This is a genomic window from Vibrio sp. SCSIO 43137 (assembly GCF_028201475.1).
GTDB lineage: Bacteria > Pseudomonadota > Gammaproteobacteria > Enterobacterales > Vibrionaceae > Vibrio.
Genome location: NZ_CP116383.1, coordinates 1,439,501 through 1,461,322, shown reverse-complemented (window position 1 = coordinate 1,461,322; position 21,822 = coordinate 1,439,501). Strand labels below are relative to the sequence as shown.

Here is a 21,822-nt window from a genome sequence, read left to right as displayed (position 1 = left end):
TAATTGTGCTCCAGATTTTGTCATCAGGCAGATATCGAAAAACAAACCCTCCGCGCCAAGGATGGCGCGGCGGAGCCCCATGGATGGGTTTACGCGTGTTTTTGTTCGATATTTGCCGAAGTGACGCATATTTAGGTACAACTATTTAGCTGCTGAAATGAAAATCTATTTATTTTTTCTGCAAAATACTCCGTCACACTATATGATTGTCATTACATATCTGATGCTGTGGCACTGGATAGACCATTGACTCAGTTATTTTGTATATAATTACCCCGTTTTTTGGCTATATAAAGAAAATTATGTTTCTAAATCCCTATTTTTCAGTAAGTAACGAACAGTTTCAGTTTACCCGCCAACAGGCAAGCCACTTTGCCAAAAAGGTAGCGGGCGACTTTAACCCTATCCATGACGAAGATAACAAACGTTTTTGCGTTCCGGGCGATCTACTGTTTGCCGTTCTGCTGAAAAAAGAAGGTATCAGCCAGAAGATGCGTTTTGACTTCTCCGGTATGGTCAGTGACGGAGTAGCACTACACATTGAAGAGAGAGGCGAAAATGACAGCTCTCTGGTAGATGAAAAAGGTAAAGAGTACCTGCATATGCAGCATCAGGGTGAAGTAAACCACAACCCTGAATTTATCGAACATGTAGTGAAAAGCTATGTGCAGTTCTCTGGCATGAACTTCCCTCATATTATGGTTCCGCTGATGGAAGAGCAGCAGATGATGATCAATTGCCAGCGCCCGTTAGTGATCTACGAAAGTATGGAAGTAGAGTTTGACCGTATGGATATTACTCACCCTGAAGTAGAGTTTGCCGGTGCCACTTTTGACGTAGACGGTAAACGTGGTGTTGTAACACTTAATTTTGATTTTAAAGAAGATGGCAATATAGTAGGTAAAGGCGTTAAGCGTATGGTTGCCAGCGGCCTTCGTCCATACGATCAGCAAGCTATCGATCAGCTAGTGGAATACTTCTTTGAGTGTAAAGAAGCTTTCCTGCAAAAACTGGATGCTGCTGCATAAGCAAATTATCCGATCAAATTAGTAAGGCCTGCTTTTTAGCAGGCCTTTTACTTTTTTCAACTATATCCAGCGTCTTACCTTTTCCTTATAGCGAGTGTAATCATCCGCGAACTTAAGCTGCAAAAAGCTCTCTTCAGGAGTGATCTGAAAACGGTTCATATACAGCACAAACAAAACTGAAACCAGCAGGCTCAATAGGTTTTGCTGCAGATAACCATAGCCAATCAGAAGTAACAGCAAACCAAGATACATAGGGTTACGGCTAAACCTATATACACCACTATCAACAACTGCGCTGGCTTTCTCTATCTCTACCGGGTTAACCGTGGTACCGGCCTTTTTAAATGCCCAGATACCACTCAGGCCAAAATAGCCGCTGGCAACAAAGCAAACGGCAAACACAAGCCAGCTAAACGGCAACTCAATATCAAAGGTGTTAACCTTATCAGCCAGATAGATAAGCAGCAGAGAAACAATAAAAACCGCTACAGGTGGTACTTTTAGCTCAAGTTTATCCATCTCTTTCTCCGCAACTTGCTGTTAGTTTTCCGTCAGGCTCAGTAATGCCTGTAGCGGATGTCTGACTTTTTGCTGTTCAAAGCGTTTTACCTGACTACGACAGGAGTAACCAGAGACCAGACAGCGCTCTTTCGGCAACTTCTCCATTTGACCACTCCAGCTCAGATCATAGATATCTTTCGACATCTGATACTTATCCAGTTCATGACCAAAAGTACCCGCCATACCACAGCAACCAACAGGAACACTCTCAAGTACACCACCAAAGAATTTGAAAATAGTCTGCCACTCTTTTTCAGCATTCGGCATACGTGTTTTCTCGGTACAGTGAGCAAACAGATACCAAGGCGCCTGATCGGACGGGTTGCCTACTTTCAGGCTATCAAGGGTTTGTAGCAGGTACTCATGTACATTCGCCACATGAAACTCTCCCCTGCCCTCAGCAAGAATATCTTTATATTCATCGCGATAGCAGAGCACCAATGCGGGGTCAACGCCGACCATTGGAATATTAAGGTCAGCGACCATATTAAGAAAACCAGACGTTGTTCTGGCGGTATCAGTAAACTGCTTTAAAAAGCCTTTAATATGTTGCGCTTTACCATTTGGTTTAAAGGGTAAAATTACCGGCTTCTTGCCAATTCTCTCCAGCAACGCAACAAAATCAGCCACAACCTCAGCTTCATAGAAAGAAGTGAACGGGTCCTGAACAATCAATACATGTTGCTCACGCTCCTCTGCTGAAAGTGACGCCAGAGCCTGCATATCAAATAACTTGGTCGGATAATCAGCAATCCGTTTCGCCAGTACCGGAGTGGAGAGCAGAGGCGCATCTATATAGCCGACTGTTGACGCTGTCAGCTTCTGTACCCAGGACTGTGAGAGAGCCGCATTCACCACTTTCGGTACTTTAGCCATCACAGGCAGCATGGTCTCAATATTGGCCACAAGATAGTCTTTTGCCGGCCGCTGATAGCGCGAATAGTAGAGGTTAAGGAAGCGGGCTCTGAAACTTGGTACATCGACCTTGATAGGACACTGAGTGCCACACGCCTTACAGGCAAGACAGCCATTCATGGCATCATAGACTTCATGAGAGAAGTCATACTCATGTCGTTTATTAACGCTGTTTGTTACTCTGTCCAGCATCTGCTTTATTGTCGGGCTTTTCTGCAGGGAATTATTCTCTAAATCCAGAATATCAATACCCTGATCAGTCAGTTGCCTCAGCCACTCCCTCACCAGACCGGCACGCCCTTTAGGAGAGTGACGCCTGTCAGCAGTAACCTTCATTGATGGACACATTGGTGAACTGGTATCGTAATTAAAGCAGAGACCGTTGCCGTTACACTCCATTGCCTGACGGAAGCTGTCGCGAACTTTTACATCTATCTGACGGTCAAAATGGGCCCGCTTAGTTCCGTCCACTTTGACCAGTTCGGCACCGGATTCAAGGGGAGTACATATCTTGCCCGGGTTCATTTTGTTATGAGGATCGAAGGCCGTTTTAACTCTTCTTAGCTGATAAAACAGTGAATCACCGAAAAACTCCGGGCCATATTCTGAACGGTAGCCTTTTCCATGCTCTCCCCACATCAGGCCGCCATATTTGGCAACCAGTTTTACAACATGATCAGAGATCTCCAGCATTAGCTGCTCTTGTAGAGGATCACACAGGTCTAAGGCAGGACGAACATGCAGTACCCCGGAATCAACATGGCCGAACATACCGTACTGCAGGGATTTGCTGTCCAACAGCTCACGGAACTCAGCAATAAAGTCCGCCAGATTTTCCGGTGGCACACAAGTATCTTCAACAAAGGCGATAGGTTTTGCTTTACCTTCCGTTGCACCAAGCAACCCCACCGCTTTTTTACGCATATTGTAGATGCGGCCGATACTGGCAAGATCATCACAAACCTGATAGCCGATAATGCCCTGCTGCTGCTTTTCTGCCATACCATCCAGAATACCCGTCAGGCGCTCAACGGCAGCCGTGATCTCTTCACTATCATTTCCGGCAAACTCAACAATATTAATGCCCAGCATCTCTTTATCCGGAACATCGGTAAGAAGTTCGCTGACGCTATTCCAGACAATATCCTGCTTAGCCAGATTAAGTACTCTTGAGTCTACAGTCTCAACCGACAGTGCATTGGCTTCAACCAGTAACGGAGCAGTTCTTAGTGCCGAATCAAAACTGTCATACTTTACATTAACCAGAACACGTTTCTCGGGAATCGGTGTCAGGTTCAGCTTTGCCTCAGTTATAAACGCGAGGGAGCCTTCAGAGCCACATAAAATCCGCGTCAGATCAAACTCACCACTTTCACTCAGGGCATTTTTCAGATCATACCCGGTCAGAAAGCGGCTGAGAGGCGGAAACTTAGCGCAAATCTCCTCTCTGTTCTCCCGGCAGACCTGCTCAGCTATCTCAAAAGCCTGATAAGCCAACTCTCCTTGCTGAGGAAGCCCTTTTGAACCGTCGGTTTCAAACTGAGAACCATCGGCAAATACCGCCTGAAGAGAGAGAACGTGATCGGAGGTTTTTCCGTACACCAACGAGCCCTGACCGGACGCGTCAGTATTAATCATTCCGCCTAGTGTTGCCCGGTTGCTGGTTGAGAGTTCCGGAGAGAAGAAATAGCCGTATGGCCTGATAGCATCATTGAGCTGGTCTTTGATGATTCCGGTCTGAACCCGCACCCAGCCTTCCTGCTGATTGATTTCCAGAACCTTATTCATATGGCGGGAGAGATCCACCACTATTCCGGGAGTCAGTGACTGACCATTGGTGCCGGTACCACCGCCCCGTGGCGAAACGGTAACTCTTTCATATTCCTGATTGCACAACAGTTTACCGAGTAAAACGATATCTTCTGTTGCTTTAGGATGGACAACCGCCTGAGGCAGTTGCTGATAAATACTGTTGTCAGTCGCAACGGCTAAGCGGCTGCTATACTGAGTTTCGATATCACCCAAAAAACCTTTAACTTTTAGATCATTGAGTAACTTAATAACGACGGGATCAACACTGTTGCTATTTTCTAGTCTTGGTAACATCTTGCTTCCTGCCCCAACTTCACTGAGTCCTACAGTACGGGTTTCGTTCTGATTTTTATGATTGCGGTCACTTTACAACATTTGAAATATGAACAAAACCTTGCAGACTGCTAATCTTTTTAATCAGTATCAGAAAGTGTGTCAAAACCTGCGAAAGAACGGACTAAAATGAGAAAAAATAAAGTAGTAACTACAGAAGATATTCTTCTTAAATTATGCCAGTCAGTATCTGGCGTTTTATCATCAGCCACAGATTCAAATGTTTCTTACTCTGCTATGGTGCAGAAAATCAATAAAACCTGCTTAAAGCCTGACTTTGGCTGTTTTGTTCTGTTTGACGGCGGTTTCTCCGGCTTAGTTGTTATTAACTTCACTTCACAAGCTGCTTTAGAGATCTACACCAACTACATGAGACATATGGGAATGCCGGAAGAGGAACTGGCAATCCTGCACACTTCTGACGAAGTAGGTGATGTACTGGGCGAACTGATGAACCAGCTGGTCGGTGACTTTACCAGTAAAGTCCGTAAAGAGTTAAAAACTAATATTACTCAGAACCAGCCTAAAATGCTGGCCATCAACAAGCAGGTAATGATCTCTATCGATACTAACCTCGACAGACCTCAGGCACGCCGTGTTACCTTCACCACAGAAAACAACAACATTTTCTATCTGGAACTGGCGATGGACAAAACTGAGTTTATTCAGTTAGAAGAGTTTGATTCTGAAGAAGAGAATGAAACACCGGATTCCATTATTGAAGCGGCGCAAAACAAGAGTAATCAGGCCAAAGAGAAAGATATCCCTGATGACCTTGCCAGTGATCTTCTGGACGAGCTGGGAATTTAACGCCACAGCCCGCAATCGCATCATTAAGCGGCCACTCTCTAAGGGTGGCCTTTTTATTGTTCCTGCCCCCGAATAGATTCACATCTTTTATAATTAAAACAGTCAAAGCCGTTTAAGCCGCCCGGTTTTATTAGCCATTGCTTTATCTCACAGGCAAAAATCGGTAAAATAGCCGACTTTCTTTACCAAATTGGTCAGAATAAGAAGTTCGATGGATAAACAAAAAGCCCTTAAAAAAATCGCCAAATGTCTTGAACTGGGTAACTCAGCCAACGTAAATGAGGCTGCTCAGGCGATAAAAATGGCTCACAGACTGATGCTTAAGTATGGTCTGGATAAAGACGATATTGAGTTTATAAAAATGGGTAAGACCCAGTCGACTCATCTGCTACCGGCGAGTATCAGCTCAACCATCCTCAGAATTATTCGTGGTATCAATACTAAATTTGGAGTGGAAGCGGTACTGCTTAACCACAAAGGACTTAAGCGCGCCGAGTTTATCGGTGAAGCGGACAGAGCGATTTTCGCCGCCTTTGCCTTTGACATTATCTACCGTGAGATGAATGAACAAACGGGACAGTTCCGTAATAGCTTTGCCGGTTCCGGCACCAGCAATACTGAAGTGACGAAAAGGGTTAACTCCTTTGTTTCCGGCTGGGTAGAAGGAGCACTGGAAAAGCTGCCTGAAATTGCGCCTGATGAAGACTCTAACAACAAAATCAATAACTATATTGATAAAGAGTTTAAAAATATCGACCGGGAAACGTTTAAACAACAGCTAAAAGAAGCGATGAAAAATATTACCGCGGATTACGAAGTCGGCCTGAAAAAAGGGCGCAAGATCTCGGTAAATAAACCTGTTGAAGGTGCACAAGCGCGTAAGATGCTTAAATAAACATAAGCTATAAACCGAGAGCAACTAACCGAGGATAGGATAACAATGGGAAGTCATAACAAAACGCTGCGCTTTCTCTGGCTTTCCCTGATTTTCAATTGCTCACTGATGGCACAACCCAGTGAAGACCTTATTGCCCGGGCAGAACAAAACCAGCTTGATGCCCAGATAGAACTGGCAACTCAGTATCAGAAGGAAAATAAGTTCAAACGGGCTCACTATTGGGCTGCAAAAGCCGCTGTTAATGGTGACAGTTCAGCGGCAGCGCTGTTAGCCAGCTTGTATGAATCAAAACAAGAACAGTTTCTTAACCCACTCACTGTCTCTGAAAACTGGTATCAAATTGCCACAGAACAGGGAGACTCAGAAGCAGAACAAGGCTATGCCCGCGTATTGGAAGCCTTGTTTAATCAACAGCGCGCCAGACAGGTCTCTTCTATTGCCTCACTGGATAAACAGATAGATGAAGATCTCGCTCAGAGTGAAGATATCCCGCCGGCGAAAAACACAGACTCAGAATCTCATAAACTATTCCGGCTGGATGCCGTTATCACCGCGACTCTGCTCACTATGGTGGTCGCTTTCGTTGCCCTGAAACGTTCCAGAAGAACTAAAAAGCAGTCTCAGACTGACGCGCTGCAACAGACCATATCTCAACAGAAAAAGAAGATTAAATCCCTTCAGTTACATATCAATAAAGCTCATCAACAGTTAAAACAGAATCAGCAGGTAAAACAGATAAACGCTGCAGATAATAATCTTTCCCTTGCTTGTGCCCTGCTCGGCTTTAAAACAAATGATATCCCCGGCGAAAAAGCGATAAAGGCCAGATATAAAATGCTCAGCCGTGTTTACCACCCCGATGCCAACGGCAGCGAAGAAGAGATGAAACGCTTGAATGCTGCGGTAAAGCTTGTTGTTAGCCACTTAAAAAAAACCAGTAAAAATTAAAATAACATTTTATTAACACGCCAAGATGTTTTGTGTATAATCCGTGACCGAATTACGATTCCCTACTCGTAATCGATTAATCGATGTTGACGGAGAAAAGTTATGTTCACTAAAGAAGGCGTATGCGATTGGTGTAACAAACTAAGCTTACTGACACGTCACGATTATGTTGACGGCAAATGCCATTTTTCATGTGCTCAATGCAATGATATGGCAAGGTTAGATGTCCGCCTATTCAACAGGGATGAACTCGCACTCAACGGAAGAAGCAGCGATATCAACCAATAAAATAAGCTTAGCTTCAATAGAGTCGCTGTATAGCGACTCTTTTTGATCCTGCCCACTCTCTATCTTCAGCAAAGTACTCTCTGTCAAAATTCCTTTTCAGAAACAGGTTAAAACCGCTCTCGCGCATCAATTTGTCAGTTTATTCATCACATCGATGAATTAACCGACAAAAAACACTTGATCAATGGGTGAAATACAAGTACTGTTTGTTTATACAGTATGTACATGGGAACAGTATTATGCTTCAAATCAATACAGAAAAACGCGCACTACCGGTTAATAACAGCACTGATTTCTCTCTGAATACTAATCAGTATGATCACAATGTTTATCGCCAACTGGCAGAGCTATCCAATAAAAGACAATGGATTTTGTTTACTGCAAACTGTCCCCGCCCTTCTCATACTGAGCTAACTTCATTCGATATTAATTGCAGCAATGTCATCCATATGAAACCTTCACTGCACCTGAGTGAAGCAGAGATTGTTATTAAGGCAATTCAGGCTGGTACCGCAAGTGCCGTTGTTGCCAGTAGCACTCTTAGCCATTACGAAAAGGCCAAAGTTCTTTCTGTTGCCGGCGACTATCACTGTAACGTTTTTTTCCTCACTGAGTCACAGCAGAGCGCTTCTCACCTTTGGCACTAATTTACTTCAGCCTGCCTGCATCCGCAGTCAGGCTTTTTCTCTGTTCTTCCTTTAAGCCTGCTGTTATTTTCTAAAACTCAATTCTTACGCAATCGTTTGCTTTTTATCTGGAAGGTTTGAAAACTTCTGGTATCATTCGCAGTTATCTACAGCCTGACCTGTAAAATAGTCGATTAAAATCATTACGTAGTAAGGGAATACAACATGAACCTTTCGGATCAAGTGCTCGCCGTTAACGATGATCTTCCAATTCGCACCGATAAGCCCGTTCATAGCGGTAAAGTCCGCTCCGTTTACTGGCTTACTGAACAAGATAGCCGTAGGCTGATTAAACAGAAAGGTTATGATGTTCCTGCCGACACCCCTCTTGCGGTCATGGTAATCAGTGATCGTATCTCGGCATTTGATTGCATCTGGAAAGGTGAAAACGGACTTAAAGGCGTTCCGGGAAAAGGAGCGGCGCTAAATGCTATCTCTAATCACTGGTTCCGGCTGTTTAAAGAGAACGGTCTGGCCGAAAGCCATATTCTCGATATTCCCCACCCTTTTGTCTGGATCGTTCAGAAAGCCAGACCGGTAATGATAGAAGCCATTTGCCGCCGCTATATCACAGGTTCGATGTGGCGTTCATACAGTAACGGAGAGCGTGAGTTTTGTGGCATCAAGCTTGCTGAAGGACTAACGCAGAATGGCCGCCTTGCCGAGCTTCTGTTCACACCATCGACCAAAGGCATACTTAAAGGTATTCCGGGCGTTCCTGAGGCTGATGATGTCAATATCACCCGCGACGATATTGTAAACAACTACAACGCTTTTAATTTTCAAAGCAGCGAAGATATCGCTTTATACGAAAAGCTGCTCAAGGATGGTTTTGAGGTAATTAGCAATGCCCTTGAAAAGCTAGGTCAGATCTTTGTTGATACCAAATTTGAATTCGGATATGTCACAGATAAAAACGGCCAGAGCAAATTAATCTATATGGATGAGGTTGGTACTCCCGACTCTTCACGTATCTGGCAGGAATCAGAATATAAAAAAGGCAATATTGTCGAGAATTCCAAAGAGGGCTTCCGCCAGTTTCTACTTAACTACTTCCCTGACCCGGATATTCTGCTGAATAAAAGTAGAATGGATGAGCGTCAGGCACTGGCAGAAGACAACGAGTTGCCTCTTCATGCCATTCAGCAAATCTCAGAAACTTATATAGGTATCGCTGAAAAAATCACCGGCAGTAAAATTGAGTTATCTGCCAACCCTAAGCAAGAGATAATTCAGGTTCTGCAACAGGATTACGATTTAATCGTCAGCTAAACTGAACCCATTCGTCGAACTCCACCGCGCCATCACTGGCGCGGTGTTTTTTTATTGATATCTGTCTGATGACAATCGCGGTAACTTTTTGCGATCTGTTATTTAAAATCTTCCCTGATGACAGAACGGTGGTTACTTTACAATCGCCCTTTTCTCCACTAAATAAAAAGTTATATCTTTGTGAAATATTTTTCAGCCCTCTTTGGTCTTTTGATGGTATACGCCACTGGCCACTTAATTACAAAGGACTTCTCATGAAATCTAAGCTACTAAAATTTGTACCATCCGCATTTATTGCATTTGTTTTTATTCAGTCTCTGTTTTTTAAATTTACCGGTTCTTATGAGACAGAATTTATTTTCGGTACATTGGGTGAATGGTCAGGGCTGGCATGGTTTGGCAGTGTCGGTGGTTATCTAATCGGCTTCGCCGAGCTGATTGCCGCCTTTATGCTGTTTAGTCGTTTTCACGGTCTGGGCGCGCTGATGAGTGTTGGCATTATGACTGGTGCGATTTTCTTCCACCTGTTCACACCACTAGGTATCGTGATGCCTGAATTTAACAGTGCCGGTGAAGTGATTGGTAACGATGGTGGCCTGCTGTTTACTATGGCGTGTATTGTATGGACATGTGGCGCATTCCTGACTATCCGCGATCTACGCAGCGAACAAAGTACTTTAAAGCTGTTACTTAACAGATAGAGTTTTAAATGTTGAGCAGGTAACCGCCTTTTCTGCCTGCTCAACAACTCTTCTTGTTCAACTGCCAGCACAACTAACTTCTACCCCGCCGTTTATCTGCCTTAATCAAACTCGTTAAAGATCAATTTCCAGAAACTGCTGAACGTCGCCGCTGATATACATCTCCTCCAGTGCCCTGTCTATCTTCTCCAGTTTTGACTCGGAAATATCCGGGTGACAGGCCATATAGTTAATACTGGTAAAGAACACCAGCTCTGGTTTACCTAATTTAAATCCATATTGCTCTGACAGCCTTTTTGCTGCATTAACATTAACCACCCACAAATCCACCCGGCCATGTTTCAGCATCAGCAGGCCTTGTTTCATCTCTCTGGTAAGTCGTACGCTAAAGCCGTTTTTCTTCAGATAATTGCCGATACTTCCGCCAAGGTAGGTAGCGATATGGTATTCAGAAGCATCACTAAGGTTTATCAGAGGAATCTTTTTGTCCGGCGCACTGTAAAAAGCGTACTGATTAATGGCTATCGGACCGACCCACGAGAACATAGACTCCCTTTCCTGAGTGCGGTTAACAGGAAACACACAACTGTTTTTGTTGTGAACGACTGTGCTAAACCCTCGCATCACGGGTTTAACCACTACCTGATACTCAGTTTGCGACTTATCCAGCAGTTGCCTGACTACATTCCATGCACTGCCATTAATATTTTCAGGATCAGACGCGTCTACCAAAGGGGGATAATGGTAAGTGAAAAGAGTCAATGGCTGCTCCGCCAACAGTTTAAATGAAGGCAGAACAGACAATGCCAGCAATGTGATTAGTCTGATAACCATAATTGAAACGACTCTTCAAATGTCAGTGTTTGCGGCTTATCTTCCACGGAAAGCGCCTTCCACGGGGCTCCTTTTCTATTTAGCCAGTAATCTTGCTTGCGGGGCTCATTCAGGCGCGGTTCGCAGCGAATATCGGCCCGGTTGCCAATTTTTATTAATCTGCGTTCCATCTCTGCAGCCAAATCCCCCATGCTCTGCTCTACACTCTTCTCTAGTTTGACTGCGGGCCCTATATGTTGCCACCATGCACTCGCCAGTTCCGCATAGTTAGGCACACTAAAGCCGGTTGGTGTCCAGTAATTACGGGCATTACTGCCATAGAACTTTAGTAATCCGCCCCACTCAGAGGCCCTTTTTTGCAGATATTTTGAATTAATATCAGACTGTCGGATTGGGGTAAAACCAGTTAAAAACTTCTGCATGGATACGGTTTTTGACACGGTAAACTGGGCGTAAAGCCAGGCCGCCATGCTTCTTTTGTCCGGAGTAAACACCAGAAAAGTCCAGCCGCCGATATCCTGATAACCAAGCTTCATGCCCTCTTTCCAGTATGCACCACGAGGTGAGGGAGCCAGACGCCACAGCGGCTTACCTTCATTGTCTACTACAGCCGAATCCGGATCAATTAAGTCGGAAATAAAGGCGGTATACCAGAAAATCTGCTGGGCAATATTGCCTTTGGCTAAATACTGGCTGGAGGAGCTGAAATCCTGATCTTTTGCTTCCGGGGGAGCATACTGATAGAGCCACTGGATATACTTGTCTACGGCATAAATCGCCGCCGGACTGTCCAGAGCCCCTCCCCTGCGCACCGTTGCGCCTGCCGGATGGCAACCATTAAGACGAATGCCCCAGTCGCCCACTGAGTTATCAGGGTCATTAACACCGGCAAGGCTCAGCCATGAATCAGATATGCGCCAGCCAAGGGAGGGTTCAAAATGGCCATAATCCATATGCCCCCAAATCCGTTCACCATCAATATACTGAACCACCTCGGTAAAAAACTCAGCAATATCCTCATAGGCTGCCCAGTTTTGCGGTACACCAAGCTCATAGCCGTAGAGTTGCTGAAACTGCTGTTTCAAGTCAGGGCGGGAAAACAAGTCGTGGCGATACCAATACAGATTGGCAAATTGCTGGCTGGGAAGCTGATACATCACTTTGTCTGGGCCGGTAACAAACTGAATACCGATAAAATCATCAAGATCTATAGTGGGAAGAGTAAGGTTACGCCATTGGCCGTTCATTTTTTCTGTAAGAGACACCACCTTCTGGCTGCGGTAATGGGTTCCCAGAAAATCAGCATCATTGACATAGGCATCATAGATGTTGATACCTGTATCGAGTTGAACCTGAAGCTTTTTTACCAGATCATCCTCTCCGGTCACTTCCTGAATAACATGAATTCCCGTTAGCTCAGTAAAAGCTTTTGCCAGTACATCTGACTCGTATCTATGGGTCTGAATATCCTCAGAGACAACCCGGATAGTCATCCCTTTAAACGGCTTTGCTGCATTAATAAACCACTCAAGTTCTTTGTACTGCTCCTGACGGGAAATAGAAGAGTGTACAAACTCGTTATCAAGCCAATGGTTGATCTGCTTCTGATCCTCTGCGGTCAACGGGTTTTCACCACAGAACGCTGAAAAGCTGACCAGCAAAGATAGAATGACGGAGGTACGAATCTTGGCCAATAGTCAATCTCTTAGACACATTTAGTAACAAAAAAGAAATATATCATCAACTTCTTATAAGACTAGAAAAAGATAGGCGAATTGCGACTTAATAACGCACAGAAAGTAATAAATCGCAGTTTTCACTGCGATTTAACCATAACCATCATAACTATTGGTTATAAACCAATAACAAACTCATCCTTATCAACATGAAGTATTTTTGCGTTGGTTTTCTCTGATATTAACTCTAGTTGCTGCTGATCCAGTTCGTAAGGCATCATCAGCTTTAACTCACCAATACCTTCTATTTTGGCCAGCTTTACCAGCCGGATAAGATTACTCTCATCACTGTTTTGAGCTGAAAGGGTGTTAAACGCCTGCTCCCACAGCCTATCTTCAGGTCTTGCTGAATCATTAAGACTATCTTTCCACACCGTACTAAATACAGGTGCTATCGAGGTGAGAATCTCTAAAAAAGTCCATTTTTTCTTACAAGATGCTCCTAAAAATGAAGTGTAATCAAATACAGCTGATACGGTTTCATTTTTCTCCATTATCTACTCCCCATTTATGGTGGTAATTACTACCTATATACCCAAGTCTCTGACTTAGGTATAACTACTATTGACCACCTTTATGCATATAGCAATGCGATATAAAACATTGGTCTTTTATACTTTGCTATATAAGGTAAAAGGAATATAAAAACCAGATTGTTAACAAGTTAATATACAGCTGTTCTAACTCTTGGTTCTTACGTTTAATATTTTAGCTATCAAAGTAAATTACTTTGAAATCAAGCTTATCCGTTATTTAATTATTTTTATGCGGCTGGCTTTTTTATATTGAATCTGCCAACCTTGCCACTTAGGCAACTCCCAACGTTTGGGATCTCCCTTACGGTTTCCCTCAAGATACACAATTTGCACCAGTTTTCTGCCGGCAAAATACTCTACTTTCATTCTGAGATCACCCAGATTGATGTTATAGGGGTAAGTTTCAGCAAACTCTTTATACTCCCAGTAAGGAATACCCTGAAAAGGAAAATCCTCACCGCTGAACATGCTAAGTTCATCTGCTGTACTGATGCCAAGCTCTTGTAGCTGTCCGGTAAACCAGCTTTCAAAACTTAGTTCACTAATATCATTTTTTGTTTCGGCCAAGCCAAGTTGATTGTATAAACACCAGTGCGCAATCTGCTGGCTACGCTCACTGGCAAAACCGGGTAAGATCTCCTGAGAAATAACCGCATCCAGAATTGACTTAAGTAACAGATCGCCTTCCGGTTGCACCCTTTTGCTGGCAATGTTTCTTCCGGCATAAATAAGGTCAAACCGGGAATATATCTTACCGTTCTCAAGCAGGGTTTCTCCCTGAAGCCACTCTCCCAGAGAAGCGTCAGACAAATAGCTAAGGGGAACAGGCAACATAACCGTGGCCAGATTCAGTGTCTGTTTCACCCCTCTTCCCGGCAATGAGTGTTGATCTAATACAATGGCCGCTTCGGATTTATCGCTAAAGCGGCTATTTCTGCCCGGTGACACTTCACTGTAACCATTTCCCAACGCCTGACGCCGCTTCTCCCGCCGGACAAATACCAGCTCACTATGGCTGTTGATGATCGACTTAACCAGTGACTGCCTGTCCAGAGCAGATGCGACCTCCAGTTGAGGAAGCTCGAATAACTCCCTCATCTGTCTGGCGAGGGCTTTCGCCTCTTTTAGGGCATCACTGTCCACATTCAGGGAATCAAAAGTTTCACCACGAACCAGACGGATAATCAGCTCGCCATCACAGTGCTGCTTCTCCTGTTCATTCAGACGTTCTGCTTTCTCTTCTGAACAGGGCAACTTGTATAGATTAGCCGGAACTGACAAACCAGCAGCCAGATCAACCATGGCTTCAGTGGCTTTTTTTGTCTCCATTCTGGTAATTAAGTCAGCGTATAGCGCATCGATTGGCAGAGGATAGATAACTCTTCCATGTTCTGTAACCTTACCCTTGCTATCAATAGCCCGCATACCTTCAAGATAGGCACGTGCATTCGCCAGAGACTTTGCCGGTAGAGTATCCAGAAATGAAAGCTGCACCAGTTGATAACCACAACAAGCACATGCCAGCATCGCTTCTGTCAGTTCTTCGCGAAGTAACTCAGGCGGGGTAACTGACTCCATAGCCGCATGGCGGCCATACAGGCGGATACAACGCCCATCCATTACCCGCCCTGCCCTGCCTGCTCTCTGCCTGGCACTGGCCTTAGATATACTTTTCAGTGACAGTACTGTTCTTCCGTTTCTCTGACCGGTTCTGCGCTCTAAACCGGAGTCAATCACCAAACTAATATCAGGAATGGTCAGAGAGGTCTCAGCAATATTGGTGGCCAGAACCACTTTTCGTTGCTCAAGTTTATGAAGAGCCTGATGCCTCTGTTCATCGGATACTGATGAGTGCAAAGGAACAGTGATAACTTCTGGCACCGCTTTCAGTGCCTGCATACATTGGCTAATCTCCTTTCTGCCCGGAAGAAACACCAAAATATCGCCTTCACTCCGGCTGAGGTTTGCTTTTACTGCATCCAGTACTCTTTTATCTAACTCCCTTTGATCCGGCAGATAGTGACTGTCAGCGGCGGAATGCTCAATATCAACCTTATAGACCCGTCCTTCGGCTGCCATCCTCTCAGCGCCGACATAAGCCGCCAGTTTCTCTCCCTCGATAGTGGCAGAGGTGATCACAAGGCGATGCCGGTTAATCTGTTTCAGAAGGGCAAGTAGCAGATCCGTATCCCAGCGCCGCTCATGAAACTCATCGATTAAAACCACATCAAAATCTTCCAGCCGGTTTTCTGCCAGCCAGCGCAATGCTACGCCCGGGGTAACAAACACCACTTCACTGTTTTCGTTAAAGCAGCTGTCCAGTTTTATGGCGTAACCAATCTTATCCCCCAACTGACAAGCTTCATTTCCGGCAATAAACTCTGCCAGAGAAGTGCAGGCAATTCTTCTTGGCTCAACCACTAAAACCCGGCCACAAGCTCTCGACCACAGCGGCAGCTTAGTCGACTTACCTGAGCCAGTTTCAGCTTCCACAACAAGGTGATTCTGCTTAATGCTTTGAATAAATTGGGTTTTTATTGCATCGATCGGAAGTGAGGGCATAAGGAGTTATTCTGAGTTTCTTAGTTCGGGCGAAGCATTATACCTAGGGTCAATATACTTGTCTGATAAAAAATTATTGACCCAGAGGCGGGAAACGCATTTCAGATTGCGGTATGCTGATTGTTTTCTCTGGCGGATTTATGGTCTGCCAAGTTGCGGAGACATAATAATGCTGGAAGTATTTGCCCCGGCAGGTCAGCACATCGTACATTACATTTCGCAGATTTCAGTTGCCTTTATCGCCTGTAGCCTTGTTATTCTGGGCGGAGATATTAACCGCTTATTGCGTAATATATTATCAGGACAACATTTCATCATCAGGACACTGGCCTTTATCGCCCTGAATGCCTTTGGTTACGGCTTACTGATTGTCAAAGCTTCGCCGCTTCTGTCTGGCTGGCTCCACTCTCTTGACAGAGGGACACTGTTTGCGGCTGTGTTGTCCAGCTTTATGAATCAAAAGTTTCACCACGAACCAGACGGATAATCAGCTCGCCATCACAGTGCTGCTTCTCCTGTTCATTCAGACGTTCTGCTTTCTCTTCTGAACAGGGCAACTTGTATAGATTAGCCGGAACTGACAAACCAGCAGCCAGATCAACCATGGCTTCAGTGGCTTTTTTTGTCTCCATTCTGGTAATTAAGTCAGCGTATAGCGCATCGATTGGCAGAGGATAGATAACTCTTCCATGTTCTGTAACCTTACCCTTGCTATCAATAGCCCGCATACCTTCAAGATAGGCACGTGCATTCGCCAGAGACTTTGCCGGTAGAGTATCCAGAAATGAAAGCTGCACCAGTTGATAACCACAACAAGCACATGCCAGCATCGCTTCTGTCAGTCTTCGCGAAGTAACTCAGGCGGGGTAACTGACTCCATAGCCGCATGGCGGCCATACAGGCGGATACAACGCCCATCCATTACCCGCCCTGCCTGCCTGCTCTCTGCCTGGCACTGGCCTTAGATATACTTTTCAGTGACAGTACTGTTCTTCCGTTTCTCTGACCGGTTCTGCGCTCTAAACCGGAGTCAATCACCAAACTAATATCAGGAATGGTCAGAGAGGTCTCAGCAATATTGGTGGCCAGAACCACTTTTCGTTGCTCAAGTTTATGAAGAGCCTGATGCCTCTGTTCATCGGATACTGATGAGTGCAAAGGAACAGTGATAACTTCTGGCACCGCTTTCAGTGCCTGCATACATTGGCTAATCTCCTTTCTGCCCGGAAGAAACACCAAAATATCGCCTTCACTCCGGCTGAGGTTTGCTTTTACTGCATCCAGTACTCTTTTATCTAACTCCCTTTGATCCGGCAGATAGTGACTGTCAGCGGCGGAATGCTCAATATCAACCTTATAGACCCGTCCTTCGGCTGCCATCCTCTCAGCGCCGACATAAGCCGCCAGTTTCTCTCCCTCGATAGTGGCAGAGGTGATCACAAGGCGATGCCGGTTAATCTGTTTCAGAAGGGCAAGTAGCAGATCCGTATCCCAGCGCCGCTCATGAAACTCATCGATTAAAACCACATCAAAATCTTCCAGCCGGTTTTCTGCCAGCCAGCGCAATGCTACGCCCGGGGTAACAAACACCACTTCACTGTTTTCGTTAAAGCAGCTGTCCAGTTTTATGGCGTAACCAATCTTATCCCCCAACTGACAAGCTTCATTTCCGGCAATAAACTCTGCCAGAGAAGTGCAGGCAATTCTTCTTGGCTCAACCACTAAAACCCGGCCACAAGCTCTCGACCACAGCGGCAGCTTAGTCGACTTACCTGAGCCAGTTTCAGCTTCCACAACAAGGTGATTCTGCTTAATGCTTTGAATAAATTGGGTTTTTATTGCATCGATCGGAAGTGAGGGCATAAGGAGTTATTCTGAGTTTCTTAGTTCGGGCGAAGCATTATACCTAGGGTCAATATACTTGTCTGATAAAAAATTATTGACCCAGAGGCGGGAAACGCATTTCAGATTGCGGTATGCTGATTGTTTTCTCTGGCGGATTTATGGTCTGCCAAGTTGCGGAGACATAATAATGCTGGAAGTATTTGCCCCGGCAGGTCAGCACATCGTACATTACATTTCGCAGATTTCAGTTGCCTTTATCGCCTGTAGCCTTGTTATTCTGGGCGGAGATATTAACCGCTTATTGCGTAATATATTATCAGGACAACATTTCATCATCAGGACACTGGCCTTTATCGCCCTGAATGCCTTTGGTTACGGCTTACTGATTGTCAAAGCTTCGCCGCTTCTGTCTGGCTGGCTCCACTCTCTTGACAGAGGGACACTGTTTGCGGCTGTGTTGTCCAGCTTTATTGTTGTCGGTATGTGGGCACAAAGAAACCGTCACGTTTAAAGGAATTGCCGTTGAAAAGAGCGCTTATCAGAAAGTTCAGAATTGCCTCACTCTTGATTGCCGCTTCGCTGCTGTCAGTTGTGGCTATTGTCTGGCTTTCTGACCACCTGATAAGCCATAACAGCGAAGACAAAATTTACACCCGCCATGCCGATCTGCCCAATTACCAGACGGCGCTGGTTTTGGGTACCAGCAAATATCTCGGCAGAATACTTAATGACTATTATGCCAACCGCATTGACGCCGCCATCGCTCTTTACAACGAGAAAAAAGTAAATACCTTTTTACTCAGCGGAGACAACGCTCATCGTTCCTATAATGAACCCTGGACGATGAAGCGTGATTTACTTAAAAGCGGGTGTTCCCGAGCAGGCTATTTTTCTCGACTATGCCGGATTCCGCACCCTTGACTCCATTATCAGGGCCAAAGAGGTATTTGCTGCCGATGAGTTCATTATCATCACCCAGCGCTTTCATTGTGAGCGGGCCCTCTATATCGCCAACCACTTCGATGTTCATGCTGTTTGTCTCGCCGTTCCCGGCCCGCAGCAAGGTTCCAATCTCTCTATCCGTCTCAGGGAGATGCTGGCGCGGGTAAAAGCCATGCTGGATCTCTATATATTCCGGACTCAACCTAAGTTTCTCGGACCCAAAGAACCTATCCAACAGAATGAGACGCTCTGATCTCTGCTTAGCTCTCAGCTACAGATTTCGTTGAATATTTTAACCAGATCGGCTTTTGCAGCGGTTTTCGCAACAAAACACTAAGTTCACCCGCCAAAACAATACGTTAACTTCTATACTTAAATCGTTATACCTAACTAACCTCTGGCATAACTTAATGTAATGAGCTTACGACTTTACTACGTATTAGTTGTCTACCAAGCAGAGGTTAATTTGGTATATCTACTACAAATCAGGAGTTTGGTATGTTGGAATTATCCTCTCATTCTCCAAAAGGGTATATGATCAAAAAAGCGACCATTATCATTCTGGATATCGCCCTGTTTTTGACTCTGCTGTTTACACTTCCTTTTGAGAAGGACATTGTTTACGGACTTAGCATCCTAATCTTTATCGCCATATTATGGCTGACAGAAGCGTTGCACGTCAGCATCACTGCCCTTCTGGTGCCCATGCTTGCCGTTGTTTTTGGCATTTTTGATACCTCAAAGGCGTTAAGCCACTTTGCAAATTCCATTATCTTTATTTTCCTTGGTGGTTTTGCCCTTGCGGCTGCCCTGCATAAACAAGAAATTGATAAAGCCATTGCCGATAAGGTTTTAATTGCCGCCAAGGGCAAAATGTCGCTGGCAGTACTTATGCTGTTTTCCGTCAGTGCAGGGCTTTCAATGTGGATCTCTAACACAGCTACCATTGCTATGATGCTGCCATTGGTGCTTGGCGTTATGAGTAATGTTGATAAACAGAAACATAAAAGTACTTATATTTTTGTTCTGTTAGGCATAGCGTATTGCGCCTCAATCGGCGGAATCGCTACTCTGGTAGGCAGCCCGCCTAACGCGATTGCAGCAGCCGAACTCGGCCTGAGCTTTACCGACTGGGTGGCAATGGGGCTGCCTGTCTCACTGACTCTGCTACCCATTGCGGTCATTGTGCTTTATCTGATCACTAAGCCGAATCTGAAGCACACCTTCGAAATTCATCATACTACGCTGGAGTGGACCACTAACCGCAAGCTCACCTTAATGATCTTCCTTATCACCGTCAGCTTCTGGATATTCAGCAAACCCATTAACGCTATGCTTGGCGGCTTCTCTAAGTTCGATACTCTAGTTGCAATAGGCGCGATACTGATGCTGGGTTCTGCCCGGGTAGTTGAGTGGAAGGATATTGAAAAGACCGTCGACTGGGGTGTGTTACTCTTATTTGGCGGTGGTATCTGCCTGAGTAATGTATTGAAGGCAACCGGCACCAGTGTTTTTCTTGCCCAACAGCTAAGCGAAGTTCTTAGCCAGATGGGTATGTTTATTACCCTGCTTGCTATTATTGGGTTTGTGGTATTTCTTACTGAGTTCGCCAGTAATACCGCCAGTGCGGCACTGCTCATCCCAATATTTGCCAGCATTGCAGAAGTACTCGGCGTCTCTCCGGTAATACTGTCTGTAATTATTGCCGTATCAGCTTCATGCGCCTTTATGCTGCCAGTGGCAACACCGCCAAATGCTTTAGTATTTGCCTCAGGTCATATAGAACAGAGAGATATGATGCGGGTGGGAATCGTGCTTAACCTTGTCTGCATCTGTACCCTGACAGTGATAGCGCATTTCTTCTGGTCATAAGCAACAGGTAAAATAACCAGATTGCCGTTCTGCCTATAATTCCGGCAGAACGGCAATCACTATTTTCCGGCTTCAGCATTTACTCTTTAACCTGATGCGGTTTTTACTTACAATCGACAAAAATTAATATAATTCGGAGTCAGCTCAATGAGTGAAGTTAAACATTGCAACCTGCTAATTTTGGGGTCAGGTCCTGCCGGTTATACCGCTGCAGTCTATGCTGCGCGTGCAAACCTTAATCCGGTTCTGATCACTGGTATGCAGCAGGGCGGACAGTTAACAACAACCACTGAGGTTGAGAACTGGCCGGGCGACGCAGAAGACCTGACCGGTCCTGCGCTGATGGAGCGCATGCAGGCTCACGCAGAAAAGTTTGAAACAGAAATTATTTTTGACCAGATTTCAGAAGTCAACCTGAACCGCCGTCCGTTCCAGCTTAAAGGTGACAGTGGCGAATACACTTGCGATGCCCTGATTATCTCTACCGGTGCATCAGCTAAATATCTGGGTCTGGAATCGGAAGAAGCATTTAAAGGCCGCGGCGTATCTGCTTGTGCTACCTGTGACGGTTTTTTCTATCGCAACCAAAAAGTCGCGGTTGTCGGTGGTGGTAATACTGCCGTTGAAGAAGCGCTTTATCTGTCCAATATCGCCTCCGAAGTTCACCTGATCCACAGACGCGAAGGCTTTCGTGCAGAGAAAATTCTGATGAAACGTCTGATGGATAAGGTAGAGAACGGCAATATCACTCTGCACCTGAACCAGACTCTGGAAGAAGTGACCGGAGACGATATGGGTGTTACCGGTCTGAAACTGAAGAACACCGTATCTGGTGATATCAGTGACCTGGAAGTAATGGGGGCCTTTATCGCTATCGGCCACCAGCCAAATACCGCTATCTTCAAAGGCCAGCTTGAGATGAACAATGACTACATCATTGTTAAGTCCGGCCTTGACGGTAATGCTACCCAAACCAGCATTGAAGGCGTTTTTGCCGCCGGTGATGTAATGGATCATAACTACCGACAAGCAATCACATCAGCAGGTACAGGTTGTATGGCAGCGCTGGATGCCGAACGCTATCTGGATGCATTGGCTGCCAAATAATCAGCAAATAGTGGCCTGATATCAAAACCCTATAAACCAGTGGTATTCCCGCTGGTTTTCTTTTTGTATACTCAGGCTCCGGGTTTTCCAGCCAATACTGCCATCCACAAAGTAGCTTGTATTGCCGGAGACTCAG

The 21,822-nt window shown here is 45.2% G+C and carries 19 protein-coding genes and 2 pseudogenes; 13 read left to right on the top strand and 8 right to left on the bottom strand.

The window, feature by feature from the left end:
- Nucleotides 1-302 precede the first annotated feature (302 nt).
- On the top strand, nt 303-1,028 hold the full coding sequence (locus tag PK654_RS06865) for a DUF3581 domain-containing protein (protein ID WP_271698458.1): 726 nt from the start codon (nt 303-305) through the stop codon (nt 1,026-1,028).
- Between the two features lie 60 nt (nt 1,029-1,088).
- Here the strand turns inward: PK654_RS06865 and PK654_RS06860 are convergent, their stop codons facing one another.
- Nucleotides 1,089-1,547 (bottom strand): methyltransferase family protein, encoded by a 459-nt coding sequence (locus tag PK654_RS06860; protein WP_271698457.1) that lies wholly within the window; start codon nt 1,545-1,547, stop codon nt 1,089-1,091.
- A gap of 21 nt (nt 1,548-1,568) precedes the next feature.
- The gene (gene ydiJ, locus PK654_RS06855; RefSeq protein WP_271698456.1) at nt 1,569-4,610 is read right to left on the bottom strand and encodes a D-2-hydroxyglutarate dehydrogenase YdiJ; all 3,042 of its coding nucleotides are present in this window, start codon (nt 4,608-4,610) and stop codon (nt 1,569-1,571) included.
- Nucleotides 4,611-4,778: 168 nt separating this feature from the next.
- On the opposite strand from ydiJ, the gene PK654_RS06850 reads away from it, so the two are divergent.
- The 4 genes from PK654_RS06850 to PK654_RS06835 all read left to right on the top strand — a co-directional run bounded on the left by PK654_RS06850 (nt 4,779) and on the right by PK654_RS06835 (nt 7,593).
- The gene (locus tag PK654_RS06850) at nt 4,779-5,459 is read left to right on the top strand and encodes a DUF3334 family protein (protein ID WP_271698455.1); all 681 of its coding nucleotides are present in this window, start codon (nt 4,779-4,781) and stop codon (nt 5,457-5,459) included.
- A 211-nt stretch (nt 5,460-5,670) separates the two neighbouring features.
- Nucleotides 5,671-6,354, top strand: coding sequence for a DUF2786 domain-containing protein (locus tag PK654_RS06845; protein WP_271698454.1), 684 nt, complete (start codon nt 5,671-5,673; stop codon nt 6,352-6,354).
- Between the two features lie 45 nt (nt 6,355-6,399).
- The gene (locus PK654_RS06840; protein ID WP_271698453.1) at nt 6,400-7,305 is read left to right on the top strand and encodes a hypothetical protein; all 906 of its coding nucleotides are present in this window, start codon (nt 6,400-6,402) and stop codon (nt 7,303-7,305) included.
- 102 nt (nt 7,306-7,407) lie between these two features.
- Complete coding sequence (locus tag PK654_RS06835; RefSeq protein WP_271698452.1) at nt 7,408-7,593, top strand: hypothetical protein; 186 nt, start codon at nt 7,408-7,410, stop codon at nt 7,591-7,593.
- Here PK654_RS06835 and PK654_RS06830 read toward each other — a convergent pair.
- Entirely contained in the window at nt 7,537-7,680 is a 144-nt protein-coding gene (locus tag PK654_RS06830) for a hypothetical protein (protein WP_271698906.1), read from the bottom strand. The genes PK654_RS06835 and PK654_RS06830 overlap by 57 nt on opposite strands.
- Before the next feature lie 152 nt (nt 7,681-7,832).
- On the opposite strand from PK654_RS06830, the gene PK654_RS06825 reads away from it, so the two are divergent.
- The 3 genes from PK654_RS06825 (at nt 7,833) to PK654_RS06815 (ending at nt 10,252) form a co-directional block, all read left to right on the top strand.
- Nucleotides 7,833-8,240 (top strand): hypothetical protein, encoded by a 408-nt coding sequence (locus PK654_RS06825; protein ID WP_271698451.1) that lies wholly within the window; start codon nt 7,833-7,835, stop codon nt 8,238-8,240.
- A gap of 204 nt (nt 8,241-8,444) precedes the next feature.
- A complete protein-coding gene (locus tag PK654_RS06820) occupies nt 8,445-9,551 on the top strand; it encodes a phosphoribosylaminoimidazolesuccinocarboxamide synthase (RefSeq protein ID WP_271698450.1) in 1,107 nt (368 codons plus the stop codon).
- 254 nt (nt 9,552-9,805) lie between these two features.
- Nucleotides 9,806-10,252, top strand: a complete 447-nt coding sequence (locus PK654_RS06815; RefSeq protein ID WP_271698449.1) for a hypothetical protein — start codon at nt 9,806-9,808, stop codon at nt 10,250-10,252.
- 114 nt (nt 10,253-10,366) lie between these two features.
- Here PK654_RS06815 and PK654_RS06810 read toward each other — a convergent pair whose 3' ends face one another.
- From PK654_RS06810 to PK654_RS06795, 4 genes are all read right to left on the bottom strand, one after another.
- Nucleotides 10,367-11,086 (bottom strand): substrate-binding periplasmic protein, encoded by a 720-nt coding sequence (locus tag PK654_RS06810; RefSeq protein WP_271698448.1) that lies wholly within the window; start codon nt 11,084-11,086, stop codon nt 10,367-10,369.
- Nucleotides 11,071-12,780, bottom strand: a complete 1,710-nt coding sequence (locus PK654_RS06805; RefSeq protein WP_271698447.1) for an ABC transporter substrate-binding protein — start codon at nt 12,778-12,780, stop codon at nt 11,071-11,073. Before PK654_RS06805 ends, PK654_RS06810 begins: the two co-directional genes overlap by 16 nt.
- A 158-nt stretch (nt 12,781-12,938) precedes the next feature.
- Nucleotides 12,939-13,316 (bottom strand): transporter, encoded by a 378-nt coding sequence (locus tag PK654_RS06800; protein ID WP_271698446.1) that lies wholly within the window; start codon nt 13,314-13,316, stop codon nt 12,939-12,941.
- 255 nt (nt 13,317-13,571) lie between these two features.
- Nucleotides 13,572-15,920, bottom strand: coding sequence for a helicase-related protein (locus PK654_RS06795; RefSeq protein WP_271698445.1), 2,349 nt, complete (start codon nt 15,918-15,920; stop codon nt 13,572-13,574).
- A gap of 163 nt (nt 15,921-16,083) precedes the next feature.
- Between PK654_RS06795 and PK654_RS06790 the strand changes: the two genes are divergently transcribed.
- Nucleotides 16,084-16,407 carry a DUF3392 family protein gene (locus PK654_RS06790; protein ID WP_443088739.1) on the top strand — a complete coding sequence of 108 codons (324 nt, stop codon included), beginning with the start codon at nt 16,084-16,086 and terminating at the stop codon, nt 16,405-16,407.
- Here PK654_RS06790 and PK654_RS06785 read toward each other — a convergent pair.
- A pseudogene (locus PK654_RS06785) lies at nt 16,379-17,783 on the bottom strand (helicase-related protein); the annotation flags it as partial. The gene PK654_RS06790 and the pseudogene PK654_RS06785 sit on opposite strands and share 29 nt — an antisense overlap.
- 163 nt (nt 17,784-17,946) lie before the next feature.
- Between PK654_RS06785 and PK654_RS06780 the strand changes: the two are divergent.
- The 4 genes and pseudogenes from PK654_RS06780 (at nt 17,947) to trxB (ending at nt 21,686) form a co-directional block, all read left to right on the top strand.
- A complete protein-coding gene (locus tag PK654_RS06780; RefSeq protein ID WP_443088738.1) occupies nt 17,947-18,276 on the top strand; it encodes a DUF3392 domain-containing protein in 330 nt (109 codons plus the stop codon).
- Nucleotides 18,249-18,960: pseudogene (locus tag PK654_RS06775) on the top strand (SanA/YdcF family protein). Before PK654_RS06780 ends, PK654_RS06775 begins: the two are co-directional and overlap by 28 nt.
- A gap of 281 nt (nt 18,961-19,241) precedes the next feature.
- Nucleotides 19,242-20,579 (top strand): SLC13 family permease, encoded by a 1,338-nt coding sequence (locus PK654_RS06770; RefSeq protein WP_443088737.1) that lies wholly within the window; start codon nt 19,242-19,244, stop codon nt 20,577-20,579.
- A gap of 147 nt (nt 20,580-20,726) precedes the next feature.
- Complete coding sequence (trxB, locus tag PK654_RS06765) at nt 20,727-21,686, top strand: thioredoxin-disulfide reductase (protein ID WP_271698441.1); 960 nt, start codon at nt 20,727-20,729, stop codon at nt 21,684-21,686.
- The last annotated feature ends 136 nt before the right edge of the window (nt 21,687-21,822 follow it).

Coding starts and splice junctions, on each gene's coding strand:
- PK654_RS06810 (WP_271698448.1), bottom strand. CDS start 11,086: ATGGTTATCAGACTAATCACATTGCTGGCATTGTCTGTTCTGCCTTCA.
- ydiJ (WP_271698456.1), bottom strand. CDS start 4,610: ATGTTACCAAGACTAGAAAATAGCAACAGTGTTGATCCCGTCGTTATT.
- PK654_RS06815 (WP_271698449.1), top strand. CDS start 9,806: ATGAAATCTAAGCTACTAAAATTTGTACCATCCGCATTTATTGCATTT.
- PK654_RS06860 (WP_271698457.1), bottom strand. CDS start 1,547: ATGGATAAACTTGAGCTAAAAGTACCACCTGTAGCGGTTTTTATTGTT.
- trxB (WP_271698441.1), top strand. CDS start 20,727: ATGAGTGAAGTTAAACATTGCAACCTGCTAATTTTGGGGTCAGGTCCT.
- PK654_RS06840 (WP_271698453.1), top strand. CDS start 6,400: ATGGGAAGTCATAACAAAACGCTGCGCTTTCTCTGGCTTTCCCTGATT.
- PK654_RS06795 (WP_271698445.1), bottom strand. CDS start 15,920: ATGCCCTCACTTCCGATCGATGCAATAAAAACCCAATTTATTCAAAGC.
- PK654_RS06800 (WP_271698446.1), bottom strand. CDS start 13,316: ATGGAGAAAAATGAAACCGTATCAGCTGTATTTGATTACACTTCATTT.
- PK654_RS06820 (WP_271698450.1), top strand. CDS start 8,445: ATGAACCTTTCGGATCAAGTGCTCGCCGTTAACGATGATCTTCCAATT.
- PK654_RS06770 (WP_443088737.1), top strand. CDS start 19,242: ATGATCAAAAAAGCGACCATTATCATTCTGGATATCGCCCTGTTTTTG.
- PK654_RS06845 (WP_271698454.1), top strand. CDS start 5,671: ATGGATAAACAAAAAGCCCTTAAAAAAATCGCCAAATGTCTTGAACTG.
- PK654_RS06835 (WP_271698452.1), top strand. CDS start 7,408: ATGTTCACTAAAGAAGGCGTATGCGATTGGTGTAACAAACTAAGCTTA.
- PK654_RS06825 (WP_271698451.1), top strand. CDS start 7,833: ATGCTTCAAATCAATACAGAAAAACGCGCACTACCGGTTAATAACAGC.
- PK654_RS06850 (WP_271698455.1), top strand. CDS start 4,779: ATGAGAAAAAATAAAGTAGTAACTACAGAAGATATTCTTCTTAAATTA.
- PK654_RS06865 (WP_271698458.1), top strand. CDS start 303: ATGTTTCTAAATCCCTATTTTTCAGTAAGTAACGAACAGTTTCAGTTT.